General features: G+C 71.0%; 21 protein-coding genes. 11 read left to right on the forward strand and 10 right to left on the reverse strand.

Annotation, left to right across the window (positions count from 1 at the left end):
• Positions 1–5: 5 nt before the first annotated feature.
• Entirely contained in the window at positions 6–695 is a 690-nt protein-coding gene (locus tag Prum_RS02170) for an alpha/beta fold hydrolase (RefSeq protein ID WP_173073507.1), read from the reverse strand.
• Between the two features lie 72 nt (positions 696–767).
• Here Prum_RS02170 and Prum_RS02175 point away from each other — a divergent pair, with 72 nt between their 5' ends.
• Complete coding sequence (locus tag Prum_RS02175) at positions 768–1,733, forward strand: helix-turn-helix transcriptional regulator (protein WP_173073509.1); 966 nt, start codon at positions 768–770, stop codon at positions 1,731–1,733.
• 27 nt (positions 1,734–1,760) lie between these two features.
• Complete coding sequence (locus Prum_RS02180; RefSeq protein ID WP_173073511.1) at positions 1,761–2,084, forward strand: hypothetical protein; 324 nt, start codon at positions 1,761–1,763, stop codon at positions 2,082–2,084.
• A 623-nt stretch (positions 2,085–2,707) separates the two neighbouring features.
• On the opposite strand, the gene Prum_RS02185 is transcribed toward Prum_RS02180, so the two are convergent.
• Positions 2,708–2,899 carry a hypothetical protein gene (locus Prum_RS02185; protein WP_173073513.1) on the reverse strand — a complete coding sequence of 64 codons (192 nt, stop codon included), beginning with the start codon at positions 2,897–2,899 and terminating at the stop codon, positions 2,708–2,710.
• A gap of 168 nt (positions 2,900–3,067) precedes the next feature.
• Here Prum_RS02185 and Prum_RS02190 point away from each other — a divergent pair, with 168 nt between their 5' ends.
• From Prum_RS02190 to Prum_RS02200, 5 genes are all read left to right on the forward strand, one after another.
• Positions 3,068–3,919 (forward strand): glycosyltransferase family 4 protein, encoded by an 852-nt coding sequence (locus tag Prum_RS02190; protein ID WP_308785324.1) that lies wholly within the window; start codon positions 3,068–3,070, stop codon positions 3,917–3,919.
• Entirely contained in the window at positions 3,916–4,077 is a 162-nt protein-coding gene (locus Prum_RS54360; RefSeq protein WP_308785325.1) for a hypothetical protein, read from the forward strand. The genes Prum_RS02190 and Prum_RS54360 overlap by 4 nt, the downstream gene beginning before the upstream one ends.
• A gap of 199 nt (positions 4,078–4,276) precedes the next feature.
• Positions 4,277–5,440, forward strand: coding sequence for a glycosyltransferase (locus tag Prum_RS02195; RefSeq protein ID WP_173083315.1), 1,164 nt, complete (start codon positions 4,277–4,279; stop codon positions 5,438–5,440).
• Positions 5,437–6,474, forward strand: coding sequence for a glycosyltransferase (locus Prum_RS49090; RefSeq protein ID WP_218576958.1), 1,038 nt, complete (start codon positions 5,437–5,439; stop codon positions 6,472–6,474). Before Prum_RS02195 ends, Prum_RS49090 begins: the two co-directional genes overlap by 4 nt.
• The gene (locus Prum_RS02200; RefSeq protein WP_218576959.1) at positions 6,471–7,943 is read left to right on the forward strand and encodes a glycoside hydrolase family 130 protein; all 1,473 of its coding nucleotides are present in this window, start codon (positions 6,471–6,473) and stop codon (positions 7,941–7,943) included. Before Prum_RS49090 ends, Prum_RS02200 begins: the two co-directional genes overlap by 4 nt.
• Positions 7,944–7,947: 4 nt before the next feature.
• On the opposite strand, the gene Prum_RS02205 is transcribed toward Prum_RS02200, so the two are convergent.
• Both Prum_RS02205 and Prum_RS02210 read right to left on the reverse strand, forming a co-directional pair.
• Complete coding sequence (locus Prum_RS02205; protein ID WP_218576960.1) at positions 7,948–8,784, reverse strand: transglutaminase-like domain-containing protein; 837 nt, start codon at positions 8,782–8,784, stop codon at positions 7,948–7,950.
• Positions 8,785–8,794: 10 nt separating this feature from the next.
• Positions 8,795–10,462, reverse strand: a complete 1,668-nt coding sequence (locus tag Prum_RS02210; protein ID WP_173073519.1) for a Na+/H+ antiporter — start codon at positions 10,460–10,462, stop codon at positions 8,795–8,797.
• A 93-nt stretch (positions 10,463–10,555) separates the two neighbouring features.
• Between Prum_RS02210 and Prum_RS02215 the strand changes: the two genes are divergently transcribed.
• A complete protein-coding gene (locus tag Prum_RS02215) occupies positions 10,556–11,230 on the forward strand; it encodes a TOPRIM nucleotidyl transferase/hydrolase domain-containing protein (protein ID WP_246277594.1) in 675 nt (224 codons plus the stop codon).
• A gap of 2 nt (positions 11,231–11,232) precedes the next feature.
• On the opposite strand, the gene Prum_RS02220 is transcribed toward Prum_RS02215, so the two are convergent.
• Entirely contained in the window at positions 11,233–12,876 is a 1,644-nt protein-coding gene (locus Prum_RS02220; protein ID WP_173073521.1) for an Hsp70 family protein, read from the reverse strand.
• Between the two features lie 54 nt (positions 12,877–12,930).
• On the opposite strand from Prum_RS02220, the gene Prum_RS02225 reads away from it, so the two are divergent.
• A complete protein-coding gene (locus Prum_RS02225; protein WP_218576961.1) occupies positions 12,931–13,341 on the forward strand; it encodes an HIT family protein in 411 nt (136 codons plus the stop codon).
• Between the two features lie 21 nt (positions 13,342–13,362).
• On the opposite strand, the gene Prum_RS02230 is transcribed toward Prum_RS02225, so the two are convergent.
• From Prum_RS02230 to Prum_RS02240, 3 genes are read right to left on the reverse strand one after another with little or no spacing between them, the layout of a single operon-like run.
• The gene (locus tag Prum_RS02230; RefSeq protein WP_173073525.1) at positions 13,363–14,055 is read right to left on the reverse strand and encodes a hypothetical protein; all 693 of its coding nucleotides are present in this window, start codon (positions 14,053–14,055) and stop codon (positions 13,363–13,365) included.
• Entirely contained in the window at positions 14,052–14,795 is a 744-nt protein-coding gene (locus Prum_RS02235; RefSeq protein ID WP_173073527.1) for an ATP-binding cassette domain-containing protein, read from the reverse strand. The genes Prum_RS02230 and Prum_RS02235 overlap by 4 nt, the downstream gene beginning before the upstream one ends.
• Positions 14,796–14,828: 33 nt before the next feature.
• The gene (locus tag Prum_RS02240; RefSeq protein WP_173073529.1) at positions 14,829–15,905 is read right to left on the reverse strand and encodes a DNA glycosylase AlkZ-like family protein; all 1,077 of its coding nucleotides are present in this window, start codon (positions 15,903–15,905) and stop codon (positions 14,829–14,831) included.
• Between the two features lie 605 nt (positions 15,906–16,510).
• Between Prum_RS02240 and Prum_RS02245 the strand changes: the two genes are divergently transcribed.
• Positions 16,511–16,669 (forward strand): hypothetical protein, encoded by a 159-nt coding sequence (locus tag Prum_RS02245; RefSeq protein WP_173073531.1) that lies wholly within the window; start codon positions 16,511–16,513, stop codon positions 16,667–16,669.
• A gap of 122 nt (positions 16,670–16,791) precedes the next feature.
• Positions 16,792–18,474 (forward strand): glycoside hydrolase domain-containing protein, encoded by a 1,683-nt coding sequence (locus Prum_RS02250; RefSeq protein WP_178132632.1) that lies wholly within the window; start codon positions 16,792–16,794, stop codon positions 18,472–18,474.
• 17 nt (positions 18,475–18,491) lie between these two features.
• On the opposite strand, the gene Prum_RS02255 is transcribed toward Prum_RS02250, so the two are convergent.
• Together Prum_RS02255 and Prum_RS02260 are read right to left on the reverse strand one after the other, a co-directional pair.
• Positions 18,492–18,980: a hypothetical protein gene (locus tag Prum_RS02255; RefSeq protein WP_173073533.1), complete on the reverse strand. Its 489-nt coding sequence runs from the start codon at positions 18,978–18,980 to the stop codon at positions 18,492–18,494.
• Between the two features lie 100 nt (positions 18,981–19,080).
• Positions 19,081–20,502 (reverse strand): pectate lyase family protein, encoded by a 1,422-nt coding sequence (locus Prum_RS02260; protein WP_173073535.1) that lies wholly within the window; start codon positions 20,500–20,502, stop codon positions 19,081–19,083.
• Positions 20,503–20,517: the final 15 nt, after the last annotated feature.

The following is a 20,517-nucleotide window of genomic DNA, read 5'->3' on the forward strand; positions in this document are numbered from 1 at the left end:
AACCATCAATATCCAGGCGAGCTCGCGGCGGCGAGGAGCCGGGCCAGTTCGACCGGCTTGGTGAACATGGGCCAGTGTCCCGAGTCGATGTCGACGAACTCGACGTGCTTGGCCTTGGCCAGCTCGGGCACGTCACCGGCGCCGATCCACTCCTGGGCCTGGGCGGTGGTGAACTCCGGGCACACGAGCAGGACCGGGACGTCGAATCGGCGCTCGTCGCCAAGGCGTACCACTGCTTTGGTGACGCTTTCGGGGACGGGGATCGCGGCGGACGCGAAGCGGCTCTTGGCGTCCTCGTCAAGGTCCGCGGAGTCCGGCCCTTCGAACGGGCCCCAGCCGGGGAAAGGCATGGCGCCGTCTTTGTACTCGAAGAAGTCGGCGTAGGGCTGGCCGTCGGCGGACGGGAAGCCGCCGATGAGGACGACCTTGGCCACCTTCTCCGGTCGGGCGTCGGCGGCCAGCCAGGCCAGGGTGCAGGCGGCGGAGTGCCCCACCACGATGACCTTGTCCGGTGCCGAGTCGACGGCGGCGAGCACCGCCGCCACTTGGTCGTCGAGCGTGGCGGACGCGGATCCGTCGCCCTGGCCCGGGAGGGTGAGCGGCACCGGGCGGTGGCCGGGCGCCTCCAGCGCGGGCACGACGTCGTCCCACGCGGATCCGTCGAGCCACAGGCCGGCGACAAGCAAGATGTCCATGGGGCATCACGCTAGGCCCTATTCCGGACGATCTACTTCCGGTTCCTTCTCGGCGCGACCTAGTGTTCTCGTATGCCGACCGATCTCAGCCCCACCGCGCGGGCCCTGCGCGCCTTGGAGATCCTCCAGACCCGTCCGGGCGCGACGGCCGGCGAGCTCGCCGCGGGGTTGGGCATCACGGAACGGGCCGCGCGCAGGTACATCGGGATCCTCCGGGAGGCGGGCATCCCCGTCGAGTCGGCCCGCGGCCCCTACGGCGGGTACCGGCTGGGGCGCGGGACGCGGCTCCCGCCGGTCGTCTTCACCGAGCCCGAGGCGCTCGGCCTCGTCATGGCGGTCCTCGACGGCCACCCGGCGGCCACCGACGCCGACGACCTCGTCGGCTCCGCCCTCAGCAAGGTCATCCGGGCGCTGCCCGACAGCGTCGGCCGGCAGGCCGCGGCGCTGCGCGCGTACGCGTCGGCCGCCCCCGACCGGGACTCGGCCCGTCCGGATCCCACCACCGCGAGCGCGCTCGTAGCTGCCATCGCGGCAAGGCGTCGTGTGCTGGTCACGTACCAGAGCGCCGCCGGAAGGGTATGGGAGGCGGAGGTGGACCCGTGGGCGGTCGTCGTCCGCCACGGACGCTGGTATCTGCTGTGCCACTCTCATCGGGTGGACGGGATCCGCACCTACCGGATCGACCGGATTGGCGCGGTCCAGCGGACCGCGCAGGAGTTCGAGCCGCCCCGCGACCTCGACCCGGTGGCGGCGCTGGAGGAGAACCTGGGCACCGGGTGGGAGTACCCCACCCGCGTGGTGTTCGACGCTCCCATGGCCGAGGTGGCGCCGTGGGTCCGCCCACCCATGGGACGGCTCGAGGCATCGGGACATGGGTGCGTGCTCGTCGGGAGCACGAGCAATCCAGCGATGTACGCGCAGGAGTGGCTGGCGAGAATGCCGCTCGCGTTCCGCGTCGAGGGCGGACCCGAACTCCACGCGGCCGTCGCGGCGGTCGCCTCACGCTTCGCCGCCGCGACGGCCGCCCCGCGCGCATAGCATGAGATTGGCCCGAGAGGAGCGGCTATGGCGAAGGCAACGAGGATCCTGGCCGGCGTCGCCGTTGCCGCGCTGGCGGCGGCAGGTGTGGCCGCGGTCGTCCGCTACCGTCAGGGCCAGCAGCCCGCTCCGGATGAGCGTGACCACCTTGACGAACTGGACGTCCGGCTCCAGGCGGCGGACGCCAGTCGGGTCATCGCAAACCTACAGCGCAATCAGGGCATATCAGTGACACGGCTGCGGCGATGGATTGCCGGCCTGCGGCGCGGGACACTCAGCCCCGAGGAGGCGACCGTGGCCGAAAGCGACTTCGACGCCCTGGAGCGAGAGGCAGATCAAGGCCAGATCTAAGCGGCTAGGTCCTGGCCGTTTCGAACGCGGCCGGGTCGATGTGGAGCATTCTGAGCAGGGAACCGTTCCGGTGCGTATCGACGACCGGGGGAAGTTCCCGATCGACCCAGTCGGCCCGCTCGTGCAGCCCTCTGGACCGCAGCACCGCGATAATCTGAGCCTTTTCGATGTGCATTGCTGTGGTTACCGCCTTCGTCGCAGGAACGCCTGTGCGGTGGTGCGTGTGATGGCGGATCCTTCCGCCCGTCGCCGGTATCACCAGTCGGAACCGGCGGCGGGCCTGTTGGGGTGCGGAGGTCCTTTGGGGCGCCGGTCAGTGGGGCTGGCGGCGGGACAGCCGACGCAGGGCGGCGACACAGATCCCGAACCAGGCGGTCCCGGAGCGGGTGCGTGGCACCCGGTGGCCGGCTGACCTGGCAGGTGGGTCGCCCCGTACCGGCGGCGCCGCTGTGGCGGTCGGCTCGCCGGTCGCGTTTCGAACGCGGCGTAGGTCGTTGGCCATGACATCCCCTCACGGGGGGTGGGCCGGTGTGGCGGGCACCTCAAGGTGGATGTCGTCGGTCCCGGGATGGCCTCATCGTACACCCGTTCGGCGGGACAAGCGACGCAACGGCCGCCCAGCCTCATCCACGGGGTTCGGCCGCATCGACCGGATGGATCTCAAAAGGCGCCCGGAGTCGCGTCATCGCGGCCTCGCTGTCGTCGGGCACGGCCCGCCCCTGCTCGGACTTCTCGACGTCCGGCACCGGCAGAAAGAGCCCTCCGTACGACACGGCCGCCGAGGCGTCCGAGTCGGTTGTTGTCTCATGGGTCACTTAAAGCTCCAATGCAGGCGAAGGAGGGCTGCCCGCTCGCGAACGCGAGCCGGCGACTGAGGCGTCGCCGCGTACCCTGAGGACAACCGTACGCGCAGACGTACCCGCTGGCTTGAGGCAGGGCCCACACCGGGTGCCGCGAGCACGACGTAGTTCCATGGTGGACGGATGAGCGAACTGAGGGTGGCCCTGCTCGGACCGGTGGCGTGGCGTACGCCGCCGCGCCACTACGGGCCGTGGGAGCAGGTGACGGGCCTGCTCGCCGAGGGCCTGGTCGCCAGCGGCGTCGACGTGACCCTGTTCGCCACGCTGGACTCGGTGACGTCGGCCCGCCTGGATGGCGTGTGTCCGCGGGGTTACGCGGATGAACCCGGCATGGACGGGCGGGTGTGGGAGGCGATGCATGTCGCCCACGCGCTGGCCCGGTCCGCGGAGTTCGACCTGGTGCACAATCACCTGGACTGGCTGCCGTTGGCGTTCGCCGGGCTTTGCCGCGCCCCGATGCTCACCACGGTTCACGGTTTCTCCGGTGCCGGCATCATGCCCGCGTACGCCTCGGCGGGCTCGGCCTATGTGTCCATCTCGGACGCTGACCGCGCGGACGGGTTGGACTATGTCGCGACGGTGTACCACGGTGTTGACCTCGATGGGCTACCATTCGCGCCCGATGGAGGGCCGGGGCTCGTCGCCTTCGGCCGGATACACCCGGACAAGGGCACGCACGCGGCGATCGACATCGCGCGGGCGGCGGGCCGGCCGCTGACCATCTGCGGAATCGTCCAGGACGAACGGTATTTCACCGAACAGGTGGCCCCACACATCGACGGCGACCGGGTCACCTTCCTCGGTTCGGTCGGACCGCGGCGCCGCGGCGAGATTCTCGGTGCCAGCGCGGCCCTGCTGCACCCGATCGCCTTCGACGAGCCGTTCGGCCTGTCCGTGGTCGAGTCGATGGCGTGCGGCACGCCGGTGGTGGCGTACCGGCGCGGGTCGATGACCGAGGTCGTCGACGAGGGGTGACCGGTTTCCTGGTGGACACCGTCGAGCAGGCGGTCGCGGCGGTCGCTCGGGTCGCCATGATCGACCGGGCGGGTTGCCGGACCCGGGCCCGCCAGCGCTTCGACGCCGCCCGGATGGTGACCGACTACCTTCGCATCTACCGCGATCTCATCCGCTGACGGACCGGGCTGATAGTGTCGCAAAAGCCGAGGATCCTCCGAGGATCCGGCGTAGGTTCGCGGCAGGGCCAGATACCGCAGAGGCGGCGGCCGCCCCGTACCCGCTCCGCTTGCCACACACGCTGGCCGGTGGGCGCCCTTCCACGCGTGAGGCTAGCTGCCCTCCAAATGGTGGCGGCCGATGACCGGAAGGCACGACATGGCCGGCACCTACGGTTTCCTCAGTACCCATCCACCGACCCAGTGTGGACTGGCCACTTTCAACTCCTCCCTGGCGGCTCACCTCACGGCGGGCGGCACGACCGGCGGCGTCGTACGCGTCACGGACGGCGGTGACGACGACCGATCGGCCCCCACCGGGCGGCTTGAACCCGGCGGCCTCGACGTCGTACACACCTGGTCGGCGCGGAGCGAGGGCGGCTGGTGGGACGCGGCCGCGGCGCTCAACAGTTTCGACGTAGCCATCGTCCAACACGAATACGGCATCTATCCCGGACCCGACGGTGCGGATGTCCTGCCGCTGCTGCGCCAGCTCACCGTGCCCAGCATCGTGGTCCTGCACACCGTGCTCGCCCAGCCCACCGCCCCGCAGAAGGCGTTGCTGGAGCAGATCGTGGCCGCCGCCAGCGCGGTCGTCACCATGACCGGCACGGCCCGCGACAGGCTGCTCGTCGGCTACGCCGTCGATGCCGCCAAGGTCTCCGTGATCCCCCACGGCACGGCGGACCACGCCGCGGCACCCACCGAACCACACCAGCGTCCGCACCTGCTCACCTGGGGGTTGCTCGGCCCGGGCAAGGGCGTCGAATGGGCGCTGCGCGCCCTGGCCCGACTGCGGGACCTCAACCCGGCACCCAGCTACACCATCGCCGGCAAGACCCATCCCAAGGTGCTCGAACACCATGGGGAGGCGTACCGCGAGGGCCTGCACCGGCTCGGTGCGCTGCTGGGCATCTCGAACGCGGTCAGCTACCAGCCGGTCTATCGCGACGAGACCTCCTTGGGGCGGCTGATCCGTTCCGCCGATGTCGTCGTGCTGCCGTACGACTCGCGTGAGCAGGTCACCTCCGGCGTCCTCGTCGAAGCGGTAGCCGCCGGCATCCCCGTCGTCACCACGCCGTTCCCCCATGCCGTGGAACTGCTCACCGACGGCCCCGGCCTGCTCGTCCCACACCGGGATCCGGCGGCGCTGGCCACCGCCATCCGGCGGATCCTGACCGAGCCCGGCCTGGCCGCGAGCCTCGCCGGCCGTACCCGCGAACTGGCCCCGGCCCTGATGTGGCCCGCGGTGGCCGCGCGCTACGGCGCGCTCGCCGACCGGGTCGTCGCCGCCGGCCCACACGCCGTCGCGGCACCGGCATGACCGCTCCCAGCCTCGCCGAACCCGGCCGCACCGTCGTGCCGGCCCCCGGCTTCGCGCACCTGACGCGGCTGACCGACGACACCGGCCTGTTCGAGCACGCGCGACACGCCATCGCACGCCGCCGGCACGGCTACTGCACCGACGACGTCGCCCGCGGACTCGTCGTCACCAGTCGCGAGCCCGATCCGCCCGCATCGGTGCTGAGGCTCGCGGAGTGCTACCTGACCTTCCTCACCCACGCCCAGGACGACAGCGGCGCCTTCCACAACCGGCTGGCCCACGACCGGCGCTGGACGGACGAGCCCGGCCTCGGGGACTGGTGGGGGCGGGCGCTGTGGGGCCTGGGCACCGCCGCGGCGCGCAGCCCCGCCGGCTGGATCCGCGAGGAGGCCCGCGTCGCGTTCACCCTCGGCGCGTGCCGGCGGTCGCCCGCGCCGCGGGCCATGGCGTTCGCCGGGCTCGGCGCCGCCGAGGTGCTCCGCGCCGACCCGGACAACGCCGCCGCGGCGGCCCTGCTGGCCGACGCCGCGACCGCCATCGGTACCCCCGGACACAGCCCGGACTGGCCGTGGCCGGAGCAGCATCTGGCGTACGCGAACGCCGCCCTCGCCGAGGTCGTCATCGCCGCCGGCCAGCTGGGCGACGACGGGCCGCTGCTCGCCAGCGGCCTGAAGATGCTGGCCTGGCTGCGCGATGTCCAGCTCGCCGATGGCCGGCTCTCGGTCATCGCCTCCGGCGGCTGGCGGCGCCACGAGCCACGGCCCCGGTACGACCAGCAACCGATCGAGGTCGCGGCGCTCGCCGACGCCTGTGCCACCGCCGCCGCCGTCACCGGCGACCCGGCCTGGCACACCGGCGTACGGCAGGCCATCGGATGGTTCCTCGGCGACAACGACTTCGGCACCGCGATGTGGGACCCCACCACGGGCGGCGCCTACGACGGCCTGACCCCCCACGGACCCAACCTCAACCAGGGCGCCGAATCGACCCTCGCGCTCATCTCCACGCTGCAACACGCCAGGTGGCTGGCGTGACCGACGAACATCCGGATCTGACGGTCCGGCTAGGCCCCACGCTGACCCCCGACCCGGGACGGGTCATCGTCAAACTCTTCGTGCCCGGCGAGGACGCCGCCCTGGTGCAGACCCGCGCCTCCGCCCTCATCGAACGCATCGCACAGCTCGACGACGACGAGACCAGCCAGCTGCTGGACCAGACGCTCGCGCGCTTCGGCGACCGGCACCACGACCTCACGGCGACGTTCCAGCACCACTACGAGCTCGTCCACCACCGGGTCGCCCGAACCAGCGTCCTATCCCCCACGGCCCGCCTGCTCGTCGGCGCCTACTTCAGCCACGAGTACGCCGTGGAGGCCGCCGCCCTGTGCAACCCCTCGATGGTGCCGCACCCCGATCAGTCCAATCTGGACACAGAACAACTCCGCGTGGCGGTCAGCCTGCGCCAGATCGGCGAGGGACACCTGTCCTCCATCGGCTTCGCCACCGCGGTCATCGGACCGGGAAGCCGGCTCACCGTCGCCGACCGGTCCGGCCCGCTGGTCACCGGGCAGCGCACCGGCGCCCGCCATCGACGCGACCTGCTCGCCGCCGGACTCGCCGAGGACGGGTGGGACAACGAGGTCTCCGCGAACGTTCTGGCCTCCCTGCCTGAGCGGTTCGGCGACGAGGATTTCGAGCGGGCCCTGGGCCGGATCCCGACCGACCTGCTCACCCGCGCCACCACCCAGAGCACCCTTGAGCAACTGCGCCGCACCGCCGCCGCCAGCTACGCCATGACGTTCGCCGCCGACTCCCCGCTGCACCGCCGAGTCCTGTGGCCGGCCACTCCCGCCGAAAGCAACGGGATGGAGGACGCCCGCTTCGTCAGATTCACCGGCGACGACGGCGAGGCGGCATACCAGGCGACCTACACGGCCTACGACGGACGGCGCATCGCGGCGCGCCGGCTCAGCACCGAAGACCTCGCCCATTTCCAGATAACCCCCATGCGCGGACCGGGCGCCCGCAACAAGGGCGTCGCGCTGTTCCCCCGTACCGTCGGCGGCCGCCACCTCGCGCTGTGCCGCTCCGACGGCGAAACCATCGGCCTGACCGCACTCGACGGCACGAACCTGTGGCAACCGCCCGTGCCGTTGCACGCGCCCGGCCGCGGCTGGGAACTGATCCAGGTCGGCAACTGCGGATCACCCATCGAGACCGACGCCGGCTGGCTCGTGCTCACCCACGGGGTCGGCCCGATGCGCCAGTACGCCATCGGCGCCCTCCTGCTCGACCTGGACCACCCCGAGCGCGTCATCGCCGAACTGCCCGGTGCGCTGCTGGCACCCAACGACACCGAACGCAACGGATACGTACCCAACGTCGTCTACTCCTGCGGCGGCCTGCTACACGCCGGCACCCTGTGGCTGCCGTACGGGGCCAGTGACGCGCGGGTCGAATTCGCCCACGTCGCCGTCGCCGCCCTCCTCGACGCGATGAAGTAGCCGGTTAGCCGAGGGCGACCAGCTGGTCGTGATCGTCCAGGGGAAGGTCCCCGCCCGCCGTCGCGCTGATTGTCATGCCCTGCAGGTCGACGCGACCGGAGATCACCGTCGTGAAGGCGATGTCGGCGGCGTCTCTGCCGGTGGCGATGCGCACCAGCGTCTGGCGGGGCGCCGAACGCGTCGCGTCCCACACCTGCCAGCGGCCATCGATGTCGGTCTCCACCACGGCGTGGAAGTCCATCGGCGACAGGCCGGGCGCGTACACCGACGCGATCCGGGCCGGAACGTCGACGGCACGGCACAGCGCGGCGACCAGATGTGCGAAGTCGCGGCAGACGCCCTTACCGGTCAACAAGGTGTCCACCGCGTCGGTAGTGGGACCGCTGGTCTCGGTGACGTACGCGACGTGCCGCCAGACGTACTCGCAGATCGCACGCACCCGCTGCACGGGCGTCGGCAGCTCGCCGAAGTGACCGTGCGCGAAGCCGGCCAACCGGTCCGCCGGGCAGTACCGGCTCGGGCGCAGCGCCTCGACCCACTCCTCATCGGTTACCCGAGCACCGTTCCCCGTAGTGACGGGGTCCGCGACCGCCGCCTCATAGCTCACGGTCAACGGCCCCGGCTGGACCCGGACCAGGCTCTGGCGGCCGACAACCGGTCCGGCGATCTCCTGAACGGGCAGGGGCACCGTGTTGTTGACCACGTCCAGGCGTTCACTCGTCGCGCCTCCGGGGCGGCGGGCAGCCGCGATCTGGATCACGATCGTGGCCGGTGTGTACGCCTCAAGGGCAAGCGTGCAGCCAACATGGCTGGTCGTGCGTTCCGTCTCCAAAGTGCTCACTGTTCCGTCCTTACCGGCGTGGTCGGTCGGGTAGGAGTCGTTCCTCGTGGTCCAGCTCGCGTTCGAGCACGCGCAACCCCTCGTCCGGCAGGCGGCCGGCATCGCGCCAGCGCAGCAGCTCCTCCCGTTGGGCGTCAATCGCCACGCGGCGAACGTGCAACGCGGCCTCGTATCGCGGCGACACCGGCAGGTCGGCCGAGTCGGTCTCGCGAAGCAGGTCGAGTCGGCCCTGGTAGCGGTTCAGCCGGACGCGCAACTGCCCGCGCATCGTCTCGATCACGTCGGTGTGGACGTTGTCATGCTGTTGCGCCTCCAACTCGTCGAGCGTATCCAGGGCGGCCTCCACGGAGGCCGAACGCGCTTCGTTGCGCAGCCGGGCCTGGTCGGTCTCGTTCGCCCGCAGCCCGAGCGCCTGGACGATCGGCGCGAAGGTGAGGCCCTGTCCCACCAGGGTGACAATCACGACGACGAAGGTGCAGAACAGTAGCAGGTCGCGATCGGGGAACGGGGCGCCGCTGTCGGTGACCAGCGGCAGCGTGAAGATCGCCGCCAGGCTGATCACACCTCGCGTGCCCGACCAGCTCAGCACGGCCACCTCCCGGCCCGTCAGCCGCTGGGCCTGCCGGCTCCTGGCGTTGTCCTTGTCCGGCCCGTCAGCGCCCAACCAGGTGTGCAGCGAACGGGGCAGCGACTGGGTCAGCAGCAGCCACAGCGGCCGCAGCAGCAGCACCACGCCCACCGTGATCGCGACCGCGATGACGATCGTGGAGGTGTCGTACTGCGCCAGCCCACGCACGACCTCCGGCAACTGCTGACCGATGAGCAGGAACACGAAGCCCTCGAGCAGGAAATCGACCAGCCGCCAGACCGCGGTCGTCTGCAGCCGGCTCGCGCCCGAGGCCGACCGCGGCGTGTGGTGCCCGACGATCAGCCCGGCGACGACGACCGCCAGCACGCCAGAGACGTGAATCCGTTCCGCGATCAGGTAGGCGCCGAACGGGGTCGCCAGCGAGACCGCGTTGACCATCAGCGGGTCGCCGCCCAGCGGCCGCGACAACATCCGGATGCCGAACGCGACCAACGCGCCCACCGCGACCCCGCCCGCCGCCGCGGTCAGGAACTGACCAAACGCGGAGGGCGCCGAGAAGCCGCCCCCCGTGGCCGCCGCCACGGCCACACTCAGGATGGTGAGGGCGGTGGCGTCGTTGAGCAGCCCCTCGCCCTGAGTGAGCGTGAGAAGTTTGGGCGGCAGACCGACCTTTCGCCCGACCGCCAGCGCGGCCACGGGATCCGGCGGCGCGACCGCCGCGCCGACCGCGATTCCCGCGGCCAGCGTCGCGCCAGCGACGAACCAGGCGAAGCCGAACCCGATCACCAGTGCGGTGAGAAAAACCAAGACCACCGAAAGACTCACCACGGTACGCAGGTTGCGGCGGATCGCCATCAGCGAGGAGTCCAAGGCGGCGCTGTACAGCAGTGGTGGCAGCACGAACGTCAGGATGATGTCCGGATCGAGCGTGACGTTGGGCCCCGGCAGCAGCGCGTACGCGATGCCGATGATCGGCAGCAGCGCCGCGGCCGGCAAACCGGTCCGGTTGGCGACCCAGCGCACCGCCACGACCACCGCGACGGCGGCGAGGACAAGAAGCAAAATTGACTCGACGCTCACCCACCACATTCTCCCGGCCTCGAATGGTCACCCCGTCGCCGGCTGGAGGCGAGATCGTTAATCGCTTGTCGGCCGCCTTGCGCATCGCCCATGATTGCGGTCATGGCCACGGCCCGGCGCGCCGACATGATTGAGCTTGCTCGTGGTGCGCTCGATGGCCGCCTGGGTGGCAATGCCGCATCGATCCGGGCGACGGCCCGCGCCCTGGCGAAGGTCGAGTCCGCCACGGCCGTGGTGCTCGTCGAGGGCATCAGCGACCAGATCGCACTGGAAACGGCCGCGGTGTGCCGCGGCCGGGATCTCGAAGCGGAGCGGGTCGTGATCGTGCCGATCGGCGGGGCGCACGCGATCGGCCGCTTCCTGACGAGGTTGGGCCCGCTTGGCACCAGGGTGCGACTTGCCGGTCTGTGCGACCTGCGTGAGGAGGAGATATTCCGGCGCGGACTGGCCGCGACCCATCTCGGCTCACCCCGCACGCGCGCCGACATGGAGCACCTCGGGTTCTACGTCTGCGTCAACGACCTGGAGGAGGAACTGATCCGCGCCGTGGGCACCGCCGGGGTCGAAGCACTCTTCGCCTCCGAGGGCGACCTCCGATCGTTCCACTCGTTCCAGAGCCAGCCCGCCTGGCGCGACCGGAATCTCGAAGCGCAGATGTACCGGTTCATGCGCAGCAGTTCGCGCCGCAACCTGCGCTACGCGCGGCTGTTCGTCGAGGCGGCGGTCGGCCGGGATACCCTGCCCCGACCGCTCGACGCGCTACTCACAACGGTTTGACCCTACTGCGCGGACAACACGTCGACGACGAAGCGCAGCGGTCCACCCGGCTGGCCCTGGGTGGGGTTGTCGCCGTAGGCCAGAGCGGCGGGGATGTCCAGTTGCACCCGGCTGCCGACCCGCACGCCGGCCAGGCCCTGATCCCAGCCCCGGATGACCACTCCGGTACCAAGTGCGAAGGTGAACGGCTCGGAGTCCCACGAGGCGTCGAACTGCTCCCCGGTGGTGTAGAAAACCCCCACGTAGTGCACCGTGAGGGTCTGGCCCGCCCGCGTACGCTCGCCGTCGCCCTCCACCAGCGTGGTGACCCGCAGTTCGGTGAGGGCGCCGGAACCGGCGCCGACGGTCGGCTCGGTGGTCGGCCGGACGGCCGCGGACCGGGTCGTCGCCGGCGACGACCCGGTGGCGTCGGGCTCGCCGGTGGTCCCCTCCGGCCACAGGATGACCGCGGCGACGGCGACGGCAGCGACCGCGGCCACCGCCGCACCGGCAACAGCCAGGCGCCGCGCCGGCCGGCCGCCGTCGTGAGCCGCCGGCCGCACCGCGGTACCACTGCCTTTCGGGTACGCCGGCGGCGGCGCACCGGTACGGGAGCCCACCCGCAGCGCGCCCTCGGCGACGACGAGCTCGGGATGGTCAATCGCGGTCGGCGCGATGCCGATCGCGCGGTGCAGCAGCGTGCCGGCCAGCGGGATCCGGCTGCCGCCGCCCACGAGCAGCACCCCGGCGACCCACTCCCCCCGCACACCGGCCCGGGTCAGCATGGCGCTGGTCAGCGCGACGGTGCGCGCCAGGTACGGCCCGACCGCCCGCTCGAACTCATCGCGGGTCAACCGGACCTCGGCGTCGACCAGCGGGACGTGCAGGCTGGCAGCGGGATGGCGGGACAGCTGCTCCTTGACAGCGCGGGCGCCCTGCCACAGCGCCTGGCGGGCGTGCCGGTCCGCGGCGGTCCGCGGCTCGTCCAGCCGCGGCCAGCCGGCGTCGCCGGTCGCCGCGTGGGCGTGACTCACCACGACCGCGTCCAGGTCCAGACCGCCCACGTCGGCCAGCCCGTCCGCGGCAACGACCTCGAACCCGGCCGGCGACAACCGCACCACGGCGGCGTCGAAGGTGCCGGCCCCCAGGTCGTACACGACCAGGCACTGTCCGGAATGGACCTGCCGGCCCAGCACGGCGGCGAAATACGCGGCCGCCGCCACCGGTTCGGCGACCAGACCCACCTCGCCCAGCCCCGCCCGGCGCGCGGCGTCGACCAATACACCACACCGGCCGCCACCCCAACTCGCCGGATGGGTCAGCACCACCTGAGCCGGCGGGCCGCCGACCACCCGACGCGCCTCCGCCGCCACCCGGCCCAGCACCGCCGCGATCAACTCGGCGACGGGCACCTCCCGCTCGCCGAGCCACACCACACCCTCGTCGATGCGCCGCTTCGGGTTCGGCTCAAAGCCGGCCGGCGCGGACACCGCGGCCCGCAAGGCGTCCGCACCGGTCAGCACGGTGTCGCCGGCGCATACCGCGGAGGACAGCAACGGCGACGCGTCGAACAGCAACGGAATGACCCGCCCGTCCGGCCCGACCAGCATCGCGACCGTCGTGGTGGTACCGAAGTCGATCGCCAGCCGATACCCCGTCGCCGTCATGCCACCACCGTACGGACCGCGTCCACCGGTTGGCCTGGTGCGACGATGGGCGACGTGGACGAGTGCATTTTCTGCAAGATCGTCGCGGGTCGATCACCCGCATATCGGATCCTTGAGGACGAGCACTGCGTGGCGTTCCTCGACGTCGCTCCAGCCAGCCCGGGGCACTGCCTGGTTGTCCCACGTGGGCATGCCCGGAACGTCTGGGAGATCTCCGAGGAGGCCCACGAGCACGTCGCCCGCATGGTGCACCGCGTCGCCGCGCTACTGCGAGCGGCACTCGCTCCCGACGGCGTGAACGTCACCCACTCCACAGGCGAGGCCGCCGGCCAGGAAGTCTTTCACTTCCATTCACACGTGGTGCCGCGCTGGCGTGGCGACGACCTGAGACCAATGTGGAGCGCGTCAACGGCTTCAGCTCAGGAGCTCGAAAGTGTGCGAGCCCGGGTGATAGCGGTCCGGTAAAAGCGTGTTCGCGGTCGGCGCCTACGTGTTGCGTCGGCGCAATGCGAAGTATCCCGCCAGCGCCACCAACGCCCACCCCGATGCCACCGCGGTCTGGAGCGCCAGCGCGGTCGGTTCGAGCCCGTCGACGGTTGCTCGCGCGGTCGGCAACAGCGGCGGCGCCAGCCAGGGCACCGGGGAGCCCTTGGTGCCGAAGACGAACGCGAGGATCGTACCGCCGGCGAGCACGGCAAGCCCGCGAGCGGCGTTGCCCACGACCGCCCGGCTGGCCAGCGCGCCGAGCAGCAGGGCCGGCGGTACGAGCAGCAGGTGCGCCCATACGCCCGCGACCACACCCGAGACCAGCGACGGGTCGCCCGGCCGTTCCGGGCCTGTGATCCCGCCGATCGGCCACGGCAGCACCAGAGCGAGCGCCACCAAGCCAAGCGCCGGCACCAGAGCGGCGAGGAGCCCGGCGGCGATCTCCCGGCCGAGCCGACCGAGGGCCACAATAGACAGTTGCCGCTGCACGTCAGGCTCGACATTGAGCAGGATCTGTGTTTGCCAGGCCACCACCGCAAACAGCACGGCGGCGGAAAACCCGTACGCCTCACCGGCCTGCGCCTGGCCGCCGCCGTAGATGACGCCGAGCACCACCAAGGCGGTGAGCAGCGGCGCGAGCGCCCGCCCGGTACGGACAAACCCGCTCAGCCGCATCCGGATCATCGCGGTCATGGCGTCGGCTCCTGCTCGTACACCCGCACTCCGACGACCTGGTGCCCCGCGGCACGCAGGCTAGCGACGGCCGACGGGACGTCGGACGTCGCCACCGCCACCTCGATCACACACTCGACCAGGTCGCTGCTGGCCTCGGAAAGGCTCCCGTCGACCAGCTCCCAGCGGCGGACGCCGGGCAGCTCACCGGCGCTGCCAAGGTGGTCGCTGATCAGCACGCGGCCACCGGCGGCGGTCACCTCGCCGACGATAAGCGGAACCTCCGCCCGGGTGGCCGCGTCCAGCCCTTCCCAGGGCTCGTCCAAAATCAGCAGATCCGGTGAGCACAGCACGGCCTGGATCAGGCCGACCTTCTGCGCCGACCCCTTGGACAGTTCAGCCATCGGCGTGTCCAGCAGCCGCCCGAAGTGCAGCCGCTCGGCCCAGCCATCAACCGCGTGGCGGGCGGCGGCCGCCGCCAGGCCGCGAACCCCGGCCATCCCGAGCAGGTACCGGCGAGCGGTGAACGGCTGATCCGCCGGGAACCTCTCGGGCACGTAGCCGACCCGGGCCGGACGGTCCCGGACCGTTCCACGCTGCGGCCGCAGCAGGCCGGCGGCGAGCCTGAGCAGGGTCGACTTGCCGACCCCGTTGCGGCCGATCACGCTTGCCGCCTCACCCGGGCGCAGGCCGACGCTGACTCCGCGCAGTACCCACGGTGCCTGGCGCCGGTACCGCAGCCACACATCGTCCAGTTGCACTGGACGATAGTGACACGAAGCGGATGAGGGCGTTCATGGCAGTTGCAGCTTCAAGTTCAGGAACGTCGCCAGCGACTCGATCTCCTGGTGGATCGCCGTGCTCATCGCCTTGCTGAACGGCACGTCCTGGTGGATGGCGTTGACCCGCAGCACTCCGGCCGGCCGGTCGGAGGCGGCGTCGAGCTTGCCGACCAGGCGGTCGCCGTAGAGGATCGGCAACGCGTAGTAGCCCCAACGCCGCTTTGCGGCCGGCTTGTACATCTCCAGCTGGTAGTCGAACTCGAAGATCTCCACCATCCGCTTACGGTCGTAGACAAGGCGGTCGACGGGAGACAGCAGGGCCGCCCGACCGGAGAACGGCTGATCCAGCTGAGCCGGGTCGACCCGCCAGTTGCCCCGTACCCCGTCGATCACGGCCGGCTCGCCCACGTCTTTGACATCCTTCACGCGCGCGATGCCCAGCGAACGCAGCCGCCGCAGCGCACGCAGCCGCGACGCCTCGACGGCGGGTACCACGTTGTCGTCGGGGAAGACCCGCTCGGCCAGATCCCAAAGGCGGTCCCGGCCGGCCTGCCGCCCCACCACGGCCACTTCACCGCGTGCCTCCATGAGCTCCAGCAGGCGCAGCACGTTGCGGTTGTTGGTCCAGCCCGTGGACCTCCAGGGCACGTCGCACGTGTCCGGGATCTCCCGGGCCGGCAGTGGACCGTCGGTGCGCAGCCGGTCGAGGATGTCCAGCCGGCAGCCCCGGTTGGCCGCAACCCAGTCCCGGTAGGTGTTGTGCCAACCGCCCACCTCATCGCGCTGGTCCCAGTCGGCCATGTCCGCCCGGTACAGTGCCAGGTCCTCGGCCGGCCGGATCATGCCCTGCAACTCGATCAACGCCTGGTCGCCCAGCGCCGCCTCCAGATCCGCAGGACAGTACGCCGAGCCGAGCCGGCTCCAGGCGACCAGATCCGCGCTCGGTGCAACGGCCGGGGTCAGGTCCACCTGCAAGAGGGTCAGCTGCCGGACCAGCTCCAGCAATCCGGCCGGCCGGTCCCGGTGCAGCCACTGGGCCCGCACCGCGATCCGGCGCCCCTGCTCGCGACTCACCTGATGCGTGATCACCCCCCGACACTAGACACAGCCCGCGCCGATCAAGGACTTCCGCGCCGATCAAGGGCATACGGCCGCGGATCGGAGATCAAGTCACGGCCATTCGCCCTTGATCGACGGCGCGATCCTTGATCGCCGCGCAGCGGCGGGACGCAGCCGACACACGGCGACGACCCCGGCACAGCGCGTGGCCCACGGACAGCGCTTGGCGCGCGGGCGGCGCTTGGCGCGCGGGCGGCGCTTGGCGCGCGGGCGGCGCTTGGCGCGCGGGCGGCGCTTGGCGCGCGGGCGGCGCTTGGCCCACGGACAGCGCTTGGCGCGCGGCGCACGCGCCGATCAAGGATTTCCGCGCCGATCAAGGGCAAACGGTCGTGGATCGGAGATCAAAGCACGACCGTTCGCCCTTGATCGACGGCGCGGTCCTTGATCGCCGCGCAGCGACGGGACGCAGCCGACACACGGCGACGACCCCGGCACAGCGCGTGGCGCGCGGGCGGCAGGCGGCGCGCGGCGCACAGCGCACGCGCCGATCAAGGATTTCCGCGCCGATCAAGGGCAAACGGTCGTGGATCGGAGATCAAAGCACGACCGTTCGCCCTTGATCGACGGCGCGGTCCTTGATCGCCGCGCGGCGGCGGGACGCGGGCGGCGGGACGCGGCCCACGGCGACGCACGGCGGCGAGGTGGACTGGCGCGCGTTCTTGGTCGACCCGGGCGGCCTGCTCGGCGGCGCCGCACCGGTGTCGGCGCCGACCAGGGCAGTGACCTGCTCGTGAGCACCGAAGCGGAGAACGGGTAGCGCGACACCGTGACAACATCTGTCGATATATGGTAAGAAGTTTCCATTGATCTATTGCAACGCGGAGATTTCTTCCGGAGGTCGCGGATGAGGCGGATCATGGCAAGCGCGGCGTGTCTGGTCGCCGCGACAGCCGGCGCCGGCGCCGCTAGCCACGCGCGGGCCGGGGACGGCATTCGTACCGTCAGCTACCACGGCTACCGGGTTGCCGTCCCGGACACCTGGCGGATGGTCGACCTCGCCGCCGATCCGGATGCCTGTGTGCGGTTCGACGTACCCACCGTCTACCTCGGACGTCCGGCGGATCAGGCAGCCTGCCCCGCGGACCTCGCCGGCCGCACCATCGGCATCGTCATCGAACCGATCGACGACGCCTCCGCCGACCGCGTCACCGCACAGACCGCCATCGCCCCGCGCGGTACGGCGACCGCGCGCCAACCGGCGTCACACAGCGACACCATCCACGTCGCGGTGCCCAGTGCCGGGGTACTCGTGACCGCCGCGCACACGCCCGACACCGAGGACGACGCCCGCCGGATCCTGGCATCCGCGACGCTCGGCCAGAACGCCGAGGAGCTCAGCGAGGCGCGCCTGCTGTCCCGTCGTACCCAGGAAACCACCGCCGTCGCGGCGCTGGCGGCCGGCGGACCTCAGCCCGGCACCTACCTCGGCCGGGGCTTCGACACCTGCGCGGCACCGTCCCAGTCGGCCATGAACGCCTGGCGAACCGGCTCACCGTATGGCGCGATCGGCATCTACATCAGTGGCGCGAGCCGCTCGTGCGCGCAGCCCAACCTGACGGCGACCTGGGTGACGAACCAAACCAACAACGGCTGGCGCCTGATCCCCATCGAGCTGGGCATGCAGGCGCCGTGTGGCACCCGCACGCCCAAGATGTCCAGCGACACGGCCACCGCATTGTCCCAAGGCGCCACGGCCGCCTCCAGCGCGGTGAACGCCGCACAGGCGCTGGGCATCCCCGCCGGCAGCGTGATCTACAACGACATCGAGCACTATCCGTCCACCGCGTCGTGCAAGGCGGCCGTGCTGTCGTACCTTTCCGGCTGGACGCAACGCTTGCACGCGCTGGGTTACCTGTCCGGCATGTACTCCAGCGGGTCGTCCGGGATCGCCGACGTGTGCGGCGCCTACAACGACACCCGGTACCTTCGCGTAGACCACCTGTGGTTCGCCTGGTGGAACGGCGCCGCGGACACCGACGCCGGCCAGTACTGCCCGGACGCCTACTACGCCAACCACCAGCGCCTGCACCAGTACGCCGGCGACGTCACCGAGACCTGGAACGGCGTGCAGATGAGCATCGACCGCAACTACCTGGACGTGGCCGGCGGCACCGAGCCACAGCCGCCCGCCTTCAGCGTCATCGTGGACAACACCACCGCCGGCCAGTTCACGGCGAGCACCAACTGGGGCACGTCAAGCTACTCGGCCGAGCGCTCCGGCCCGGACTACCGCTTCGCCGAACCGATCGCCGCCAGCGACACCGCCTGGTACCGGGCGAACATCCCCGCGACCGCCAGCTACGAGGTGTCCGTGTGGTATCCGGCCGACCCGGGCTACAACGACTCCACCCCGTACCTCATCGTCACACCGGACGGCAACCAAAGCGTCCGGGTCAACCAAAGGCTCAACGGCGGCCAGTGGGTGTCGCTGGGCGTGTTCACGCTCCCCGCCGGGGACGGCGACCGGGTCGGCGTGAGCCGCTGGACCGCCGGCACCGGCTACGTCATCGCGGACGCGATCCGCATCACCCGCGTCTAGCGGCCGCTCGGTCGTCCTCAGGAGCAGTTGCTGGCCGCGAAGCTGCGGTGTCCCCGCCCGGAGTGGCAGCGCTGGCTCCACTCACCCGAGACGAACCGGTACCGCCCGTCGTCGCCCCGGGTGAGCACGACGCGGAAACGCCTCGCCTCGACCGAGTCGTCGCCCAACCTGGTGAGGGTCACGGTCACGACCGAATCGCTCTCTTCGGTCTGCTGCTGCAGGTAGATCTCGATCGGGCCGTCGAACGGCGTATTCAGGTCCAGCAGTTCGGCCGCGGTGGTCTCGGGCGACTCCGCCCAGCCGGGGGCGGCGGTGTCGACCAGGGCGTTGAACCCGGGGGCCGCCAACGCGCCGGTTTCGTTGTCCAGCGCGACGTGGTCCGGCCACGTGGCGTCGCCCGGATCCGGGTGGCCGGAGGACTCCAGGGCGTCGCACCGGACGGCCGGACCGGGTCGCCACAGCCGGTGACGAGCATGAGCAGGGCCGCCGTCGCGGCCACCAGACACGGCCTCATGTGGATCACAGGGCGGAGCGTACCGTCCCGGGCGTTCCTCAGAGAGAGCGAGTCTGCTTGAGGAACGCCCGGAACACTGGGCTTTCTGGGGGCTACACGCTGATCCGGCCGGCGCCGGCGCCGCCGGTCACGCTGGCCTTGACGCCACTGGCGGTGTCCACTGTGTACGAGTACGGGATGCTGCCGCAGCTGCCACCGGCGTCCCCGCTGCCGGAGTTGACGAAGTGGTTGTTGCGGGCGACCAGCGACCCGGCGGGCGAGTCGCCCTCACCGCGGTGGTACGGGTCGTCGGTGTTCTCGAAGTAGTTGCCTTCGACGATGACGCAACCCTCCATGGTGGAGGCCACACCGTACGAGCCGACGTTGCCGTAGTAGTTGTTGTAGACGTGCACCGGGTTGCCGAAGCGCACCCGGGGGTGGCGCTGGTTGGTGCCGTCGAACCAGTTGTGGTGGTATGTCACGCGCAGGTGGCCGCGGTCTTCGGAGCCGTTCCCGTCGTCGTGCCCGAGCAGCATGCTCTTGTCGTGGCTGAAGACCCGGTTCCAGGACACCGTCACGTAGTCGGAGGCGCGCTTGATGTCGACCGCGCCGTCGTACCCGTTGGAGAAGCTGTTGTGGTCGATCCAGACCCGGGTGGAGTACTGGACGTTGATGGCGTCGTCGTTCCAGCCTGTGAAGTTCAGGTTCCGCACGATGACGTTGCTGTCTTCGGAGATGTTGAATCCGCAGCCGGAGATGGTGGCACCGGAGTTGCCCAGGATGGTCTTGTTCGACGACACGGCCAGCATGCCGGAGCAGGAGATGGTGCCGGAGACGCGGATCACTGACGCGCCGCTGGCGTTCAGCGCGCTGGTGAGCGCCGAGGCGCTGCTGACGGTCGTGGTGGCCGCGCTGCCGCCGCCGGTGGTGCCGCCGCCCTGGGTGCCCCAGCCGGCGAGGCCGGTCTGCGGCGTGGTGGTGCCGCCGCCGACGTTGACGAGCTGCCAGTGCTGGTTCCAGCCGTTGGTGTCGGTGTACTGCGAAAGCCGTCCGCCGTCCGCGGTCGACCACTCCCAGACGTCGAGGGCCTTGCCGCTGTTCCGGTTGATCAGCTTGACGTAGCCGCTGTCGGTGTCCAGCACCTGCCACTGCTGGTTGGCGCCGTTGGTGTCCGGCCACTGGACGAGGCTGGCGCCGTCGGCGGTCGACCAGTTGAGCACGTCGATGACCTTGCCCGAGTGGCGGGCCTTGAGCCGGTAGTAGCCGCTGCCGGAGGAGACGAACTGGAACTGCTGGTTGGTTTGGTTGGCGCGCGCCCATTGCTGGATGCAGGCGAGGTCGGCGGTGGACTGGCTACAGACGTCGATGGCCTTGCCGCTGTGCCGGGAGACGAGCTGGTACCAGGCGCTCGTGTCGATCGTCGCGGCCGACGCGTTGGTGGCGCCGACGACAGCGGCCACGCCGGCCGCGGCCAGCGTGATGACCGCTATGAGAGCCGCCCGTAGGGGTCTGCCGCGTCTGTTGGTTCTGGTCATTTTCGGACCTTCCGT

The sequence above is a fragment of the Phytohabitans rumicis genome (assembly GCF_011764445.1).
Lineage (GTDB): Bacteria > Actinomycetota > Actinomycetes > Mycobacteriales > Micromonosporaceae > Phytohabitans > Phytohabitans rumicis.

What these genes read in the sequence shown, in the direction of transcription:
- Prum_RS02170 (WP_173073507.1), bottom strand. Translation starts at nt 695, where the DNA reads ATGGACATCTTGCTTGTCGCCGGCCTGTGGCTCGACGGATCCGCGTGG.
- Prum_RS02175 (WP_173073509.1), top strand. Translation starts at nt 768, where the DNA reads ATGCCGACCGATCTCAGCCCCACCGCGCGGGCCCTGCGCGCCTTGGAG.
- Prum_RS02180 (WP_173073511.1), top strand. Translation starts at nt 1,761, where the DNA reads ATGGCGAAGGCAACGAGGATCCTGGCCGGCGTCGCCGTTGCCGCGCTG.
- Prum_RS02190 (WP_308785324.1), top strand. Translation starts at nt 3,068, where the DNA reads ATGAGCGAACTGAGGGTGGCCCTGCTCGGACCGGTGGCGTGGCGTACG.
- Prum_RS02195 (WP_173083315.1), top strand. Translation starts at nt 4,277, where the DNA reads ATGGCCGGCACCTACGGTTTCCTCAGTACCCATCCACCGACCCAGTGT.
- Prum_RS49090 (WP_218576958.1), top strand. Translation starts at nt 5,437, where the DNA reads ATGACCGCTCCCAGCCTCGCCGAACCCGGCCGCACCGTCGTGCCGGCC.
- Prum_RS02210 (WP_173073519.1), bottom strand. Translation starts at nt 10,462, where the DNA reads ATGTGGTGGGTGAGCGTCGAGTCAATTTTGCTTCTTGTCCTCGCCGCC.
- Prum_RS02215 (WP_246277594.1), top strand. Translation starts at nt 10,556, where the DNA reads ATGGCCACGGCCCGGCGCGCCGACATGATTGAGCTTGCTCGTGGTGCG.
- Prum_RS02220 (WP_173073521.1), bottom strand. Translation starts at nt 12,876, where the DNA reads ATGACGGCGACGGGGTATCGGCTGGCGATCGACTTCGGTACCACCACG.
- Prum_RS02230 (WP_173073525.1), bottom strand. Translation starts at nt 14,055, where the DNA reads ATGACCGCGATGATCCGGATGCGGCTGAGCGGGTTTGTCCGTACCGGG.
- Prum_RS02250 (WP_178132632.1), top strand. Translation starts at nt 16,792, where the DNA reads ATGGCAAGCGCGGCGTGTCTGGTCGCCGCGACAGCCGGCGCCGGCGCC.
- Prum_RS02260 (WP_173073535.1), bottom strand. Translation starts at nt 20,502, where the DNA reads ATGACCAGAACCAACAGACGCGGCAGACCCCTACGGGCGGCTCTCATA.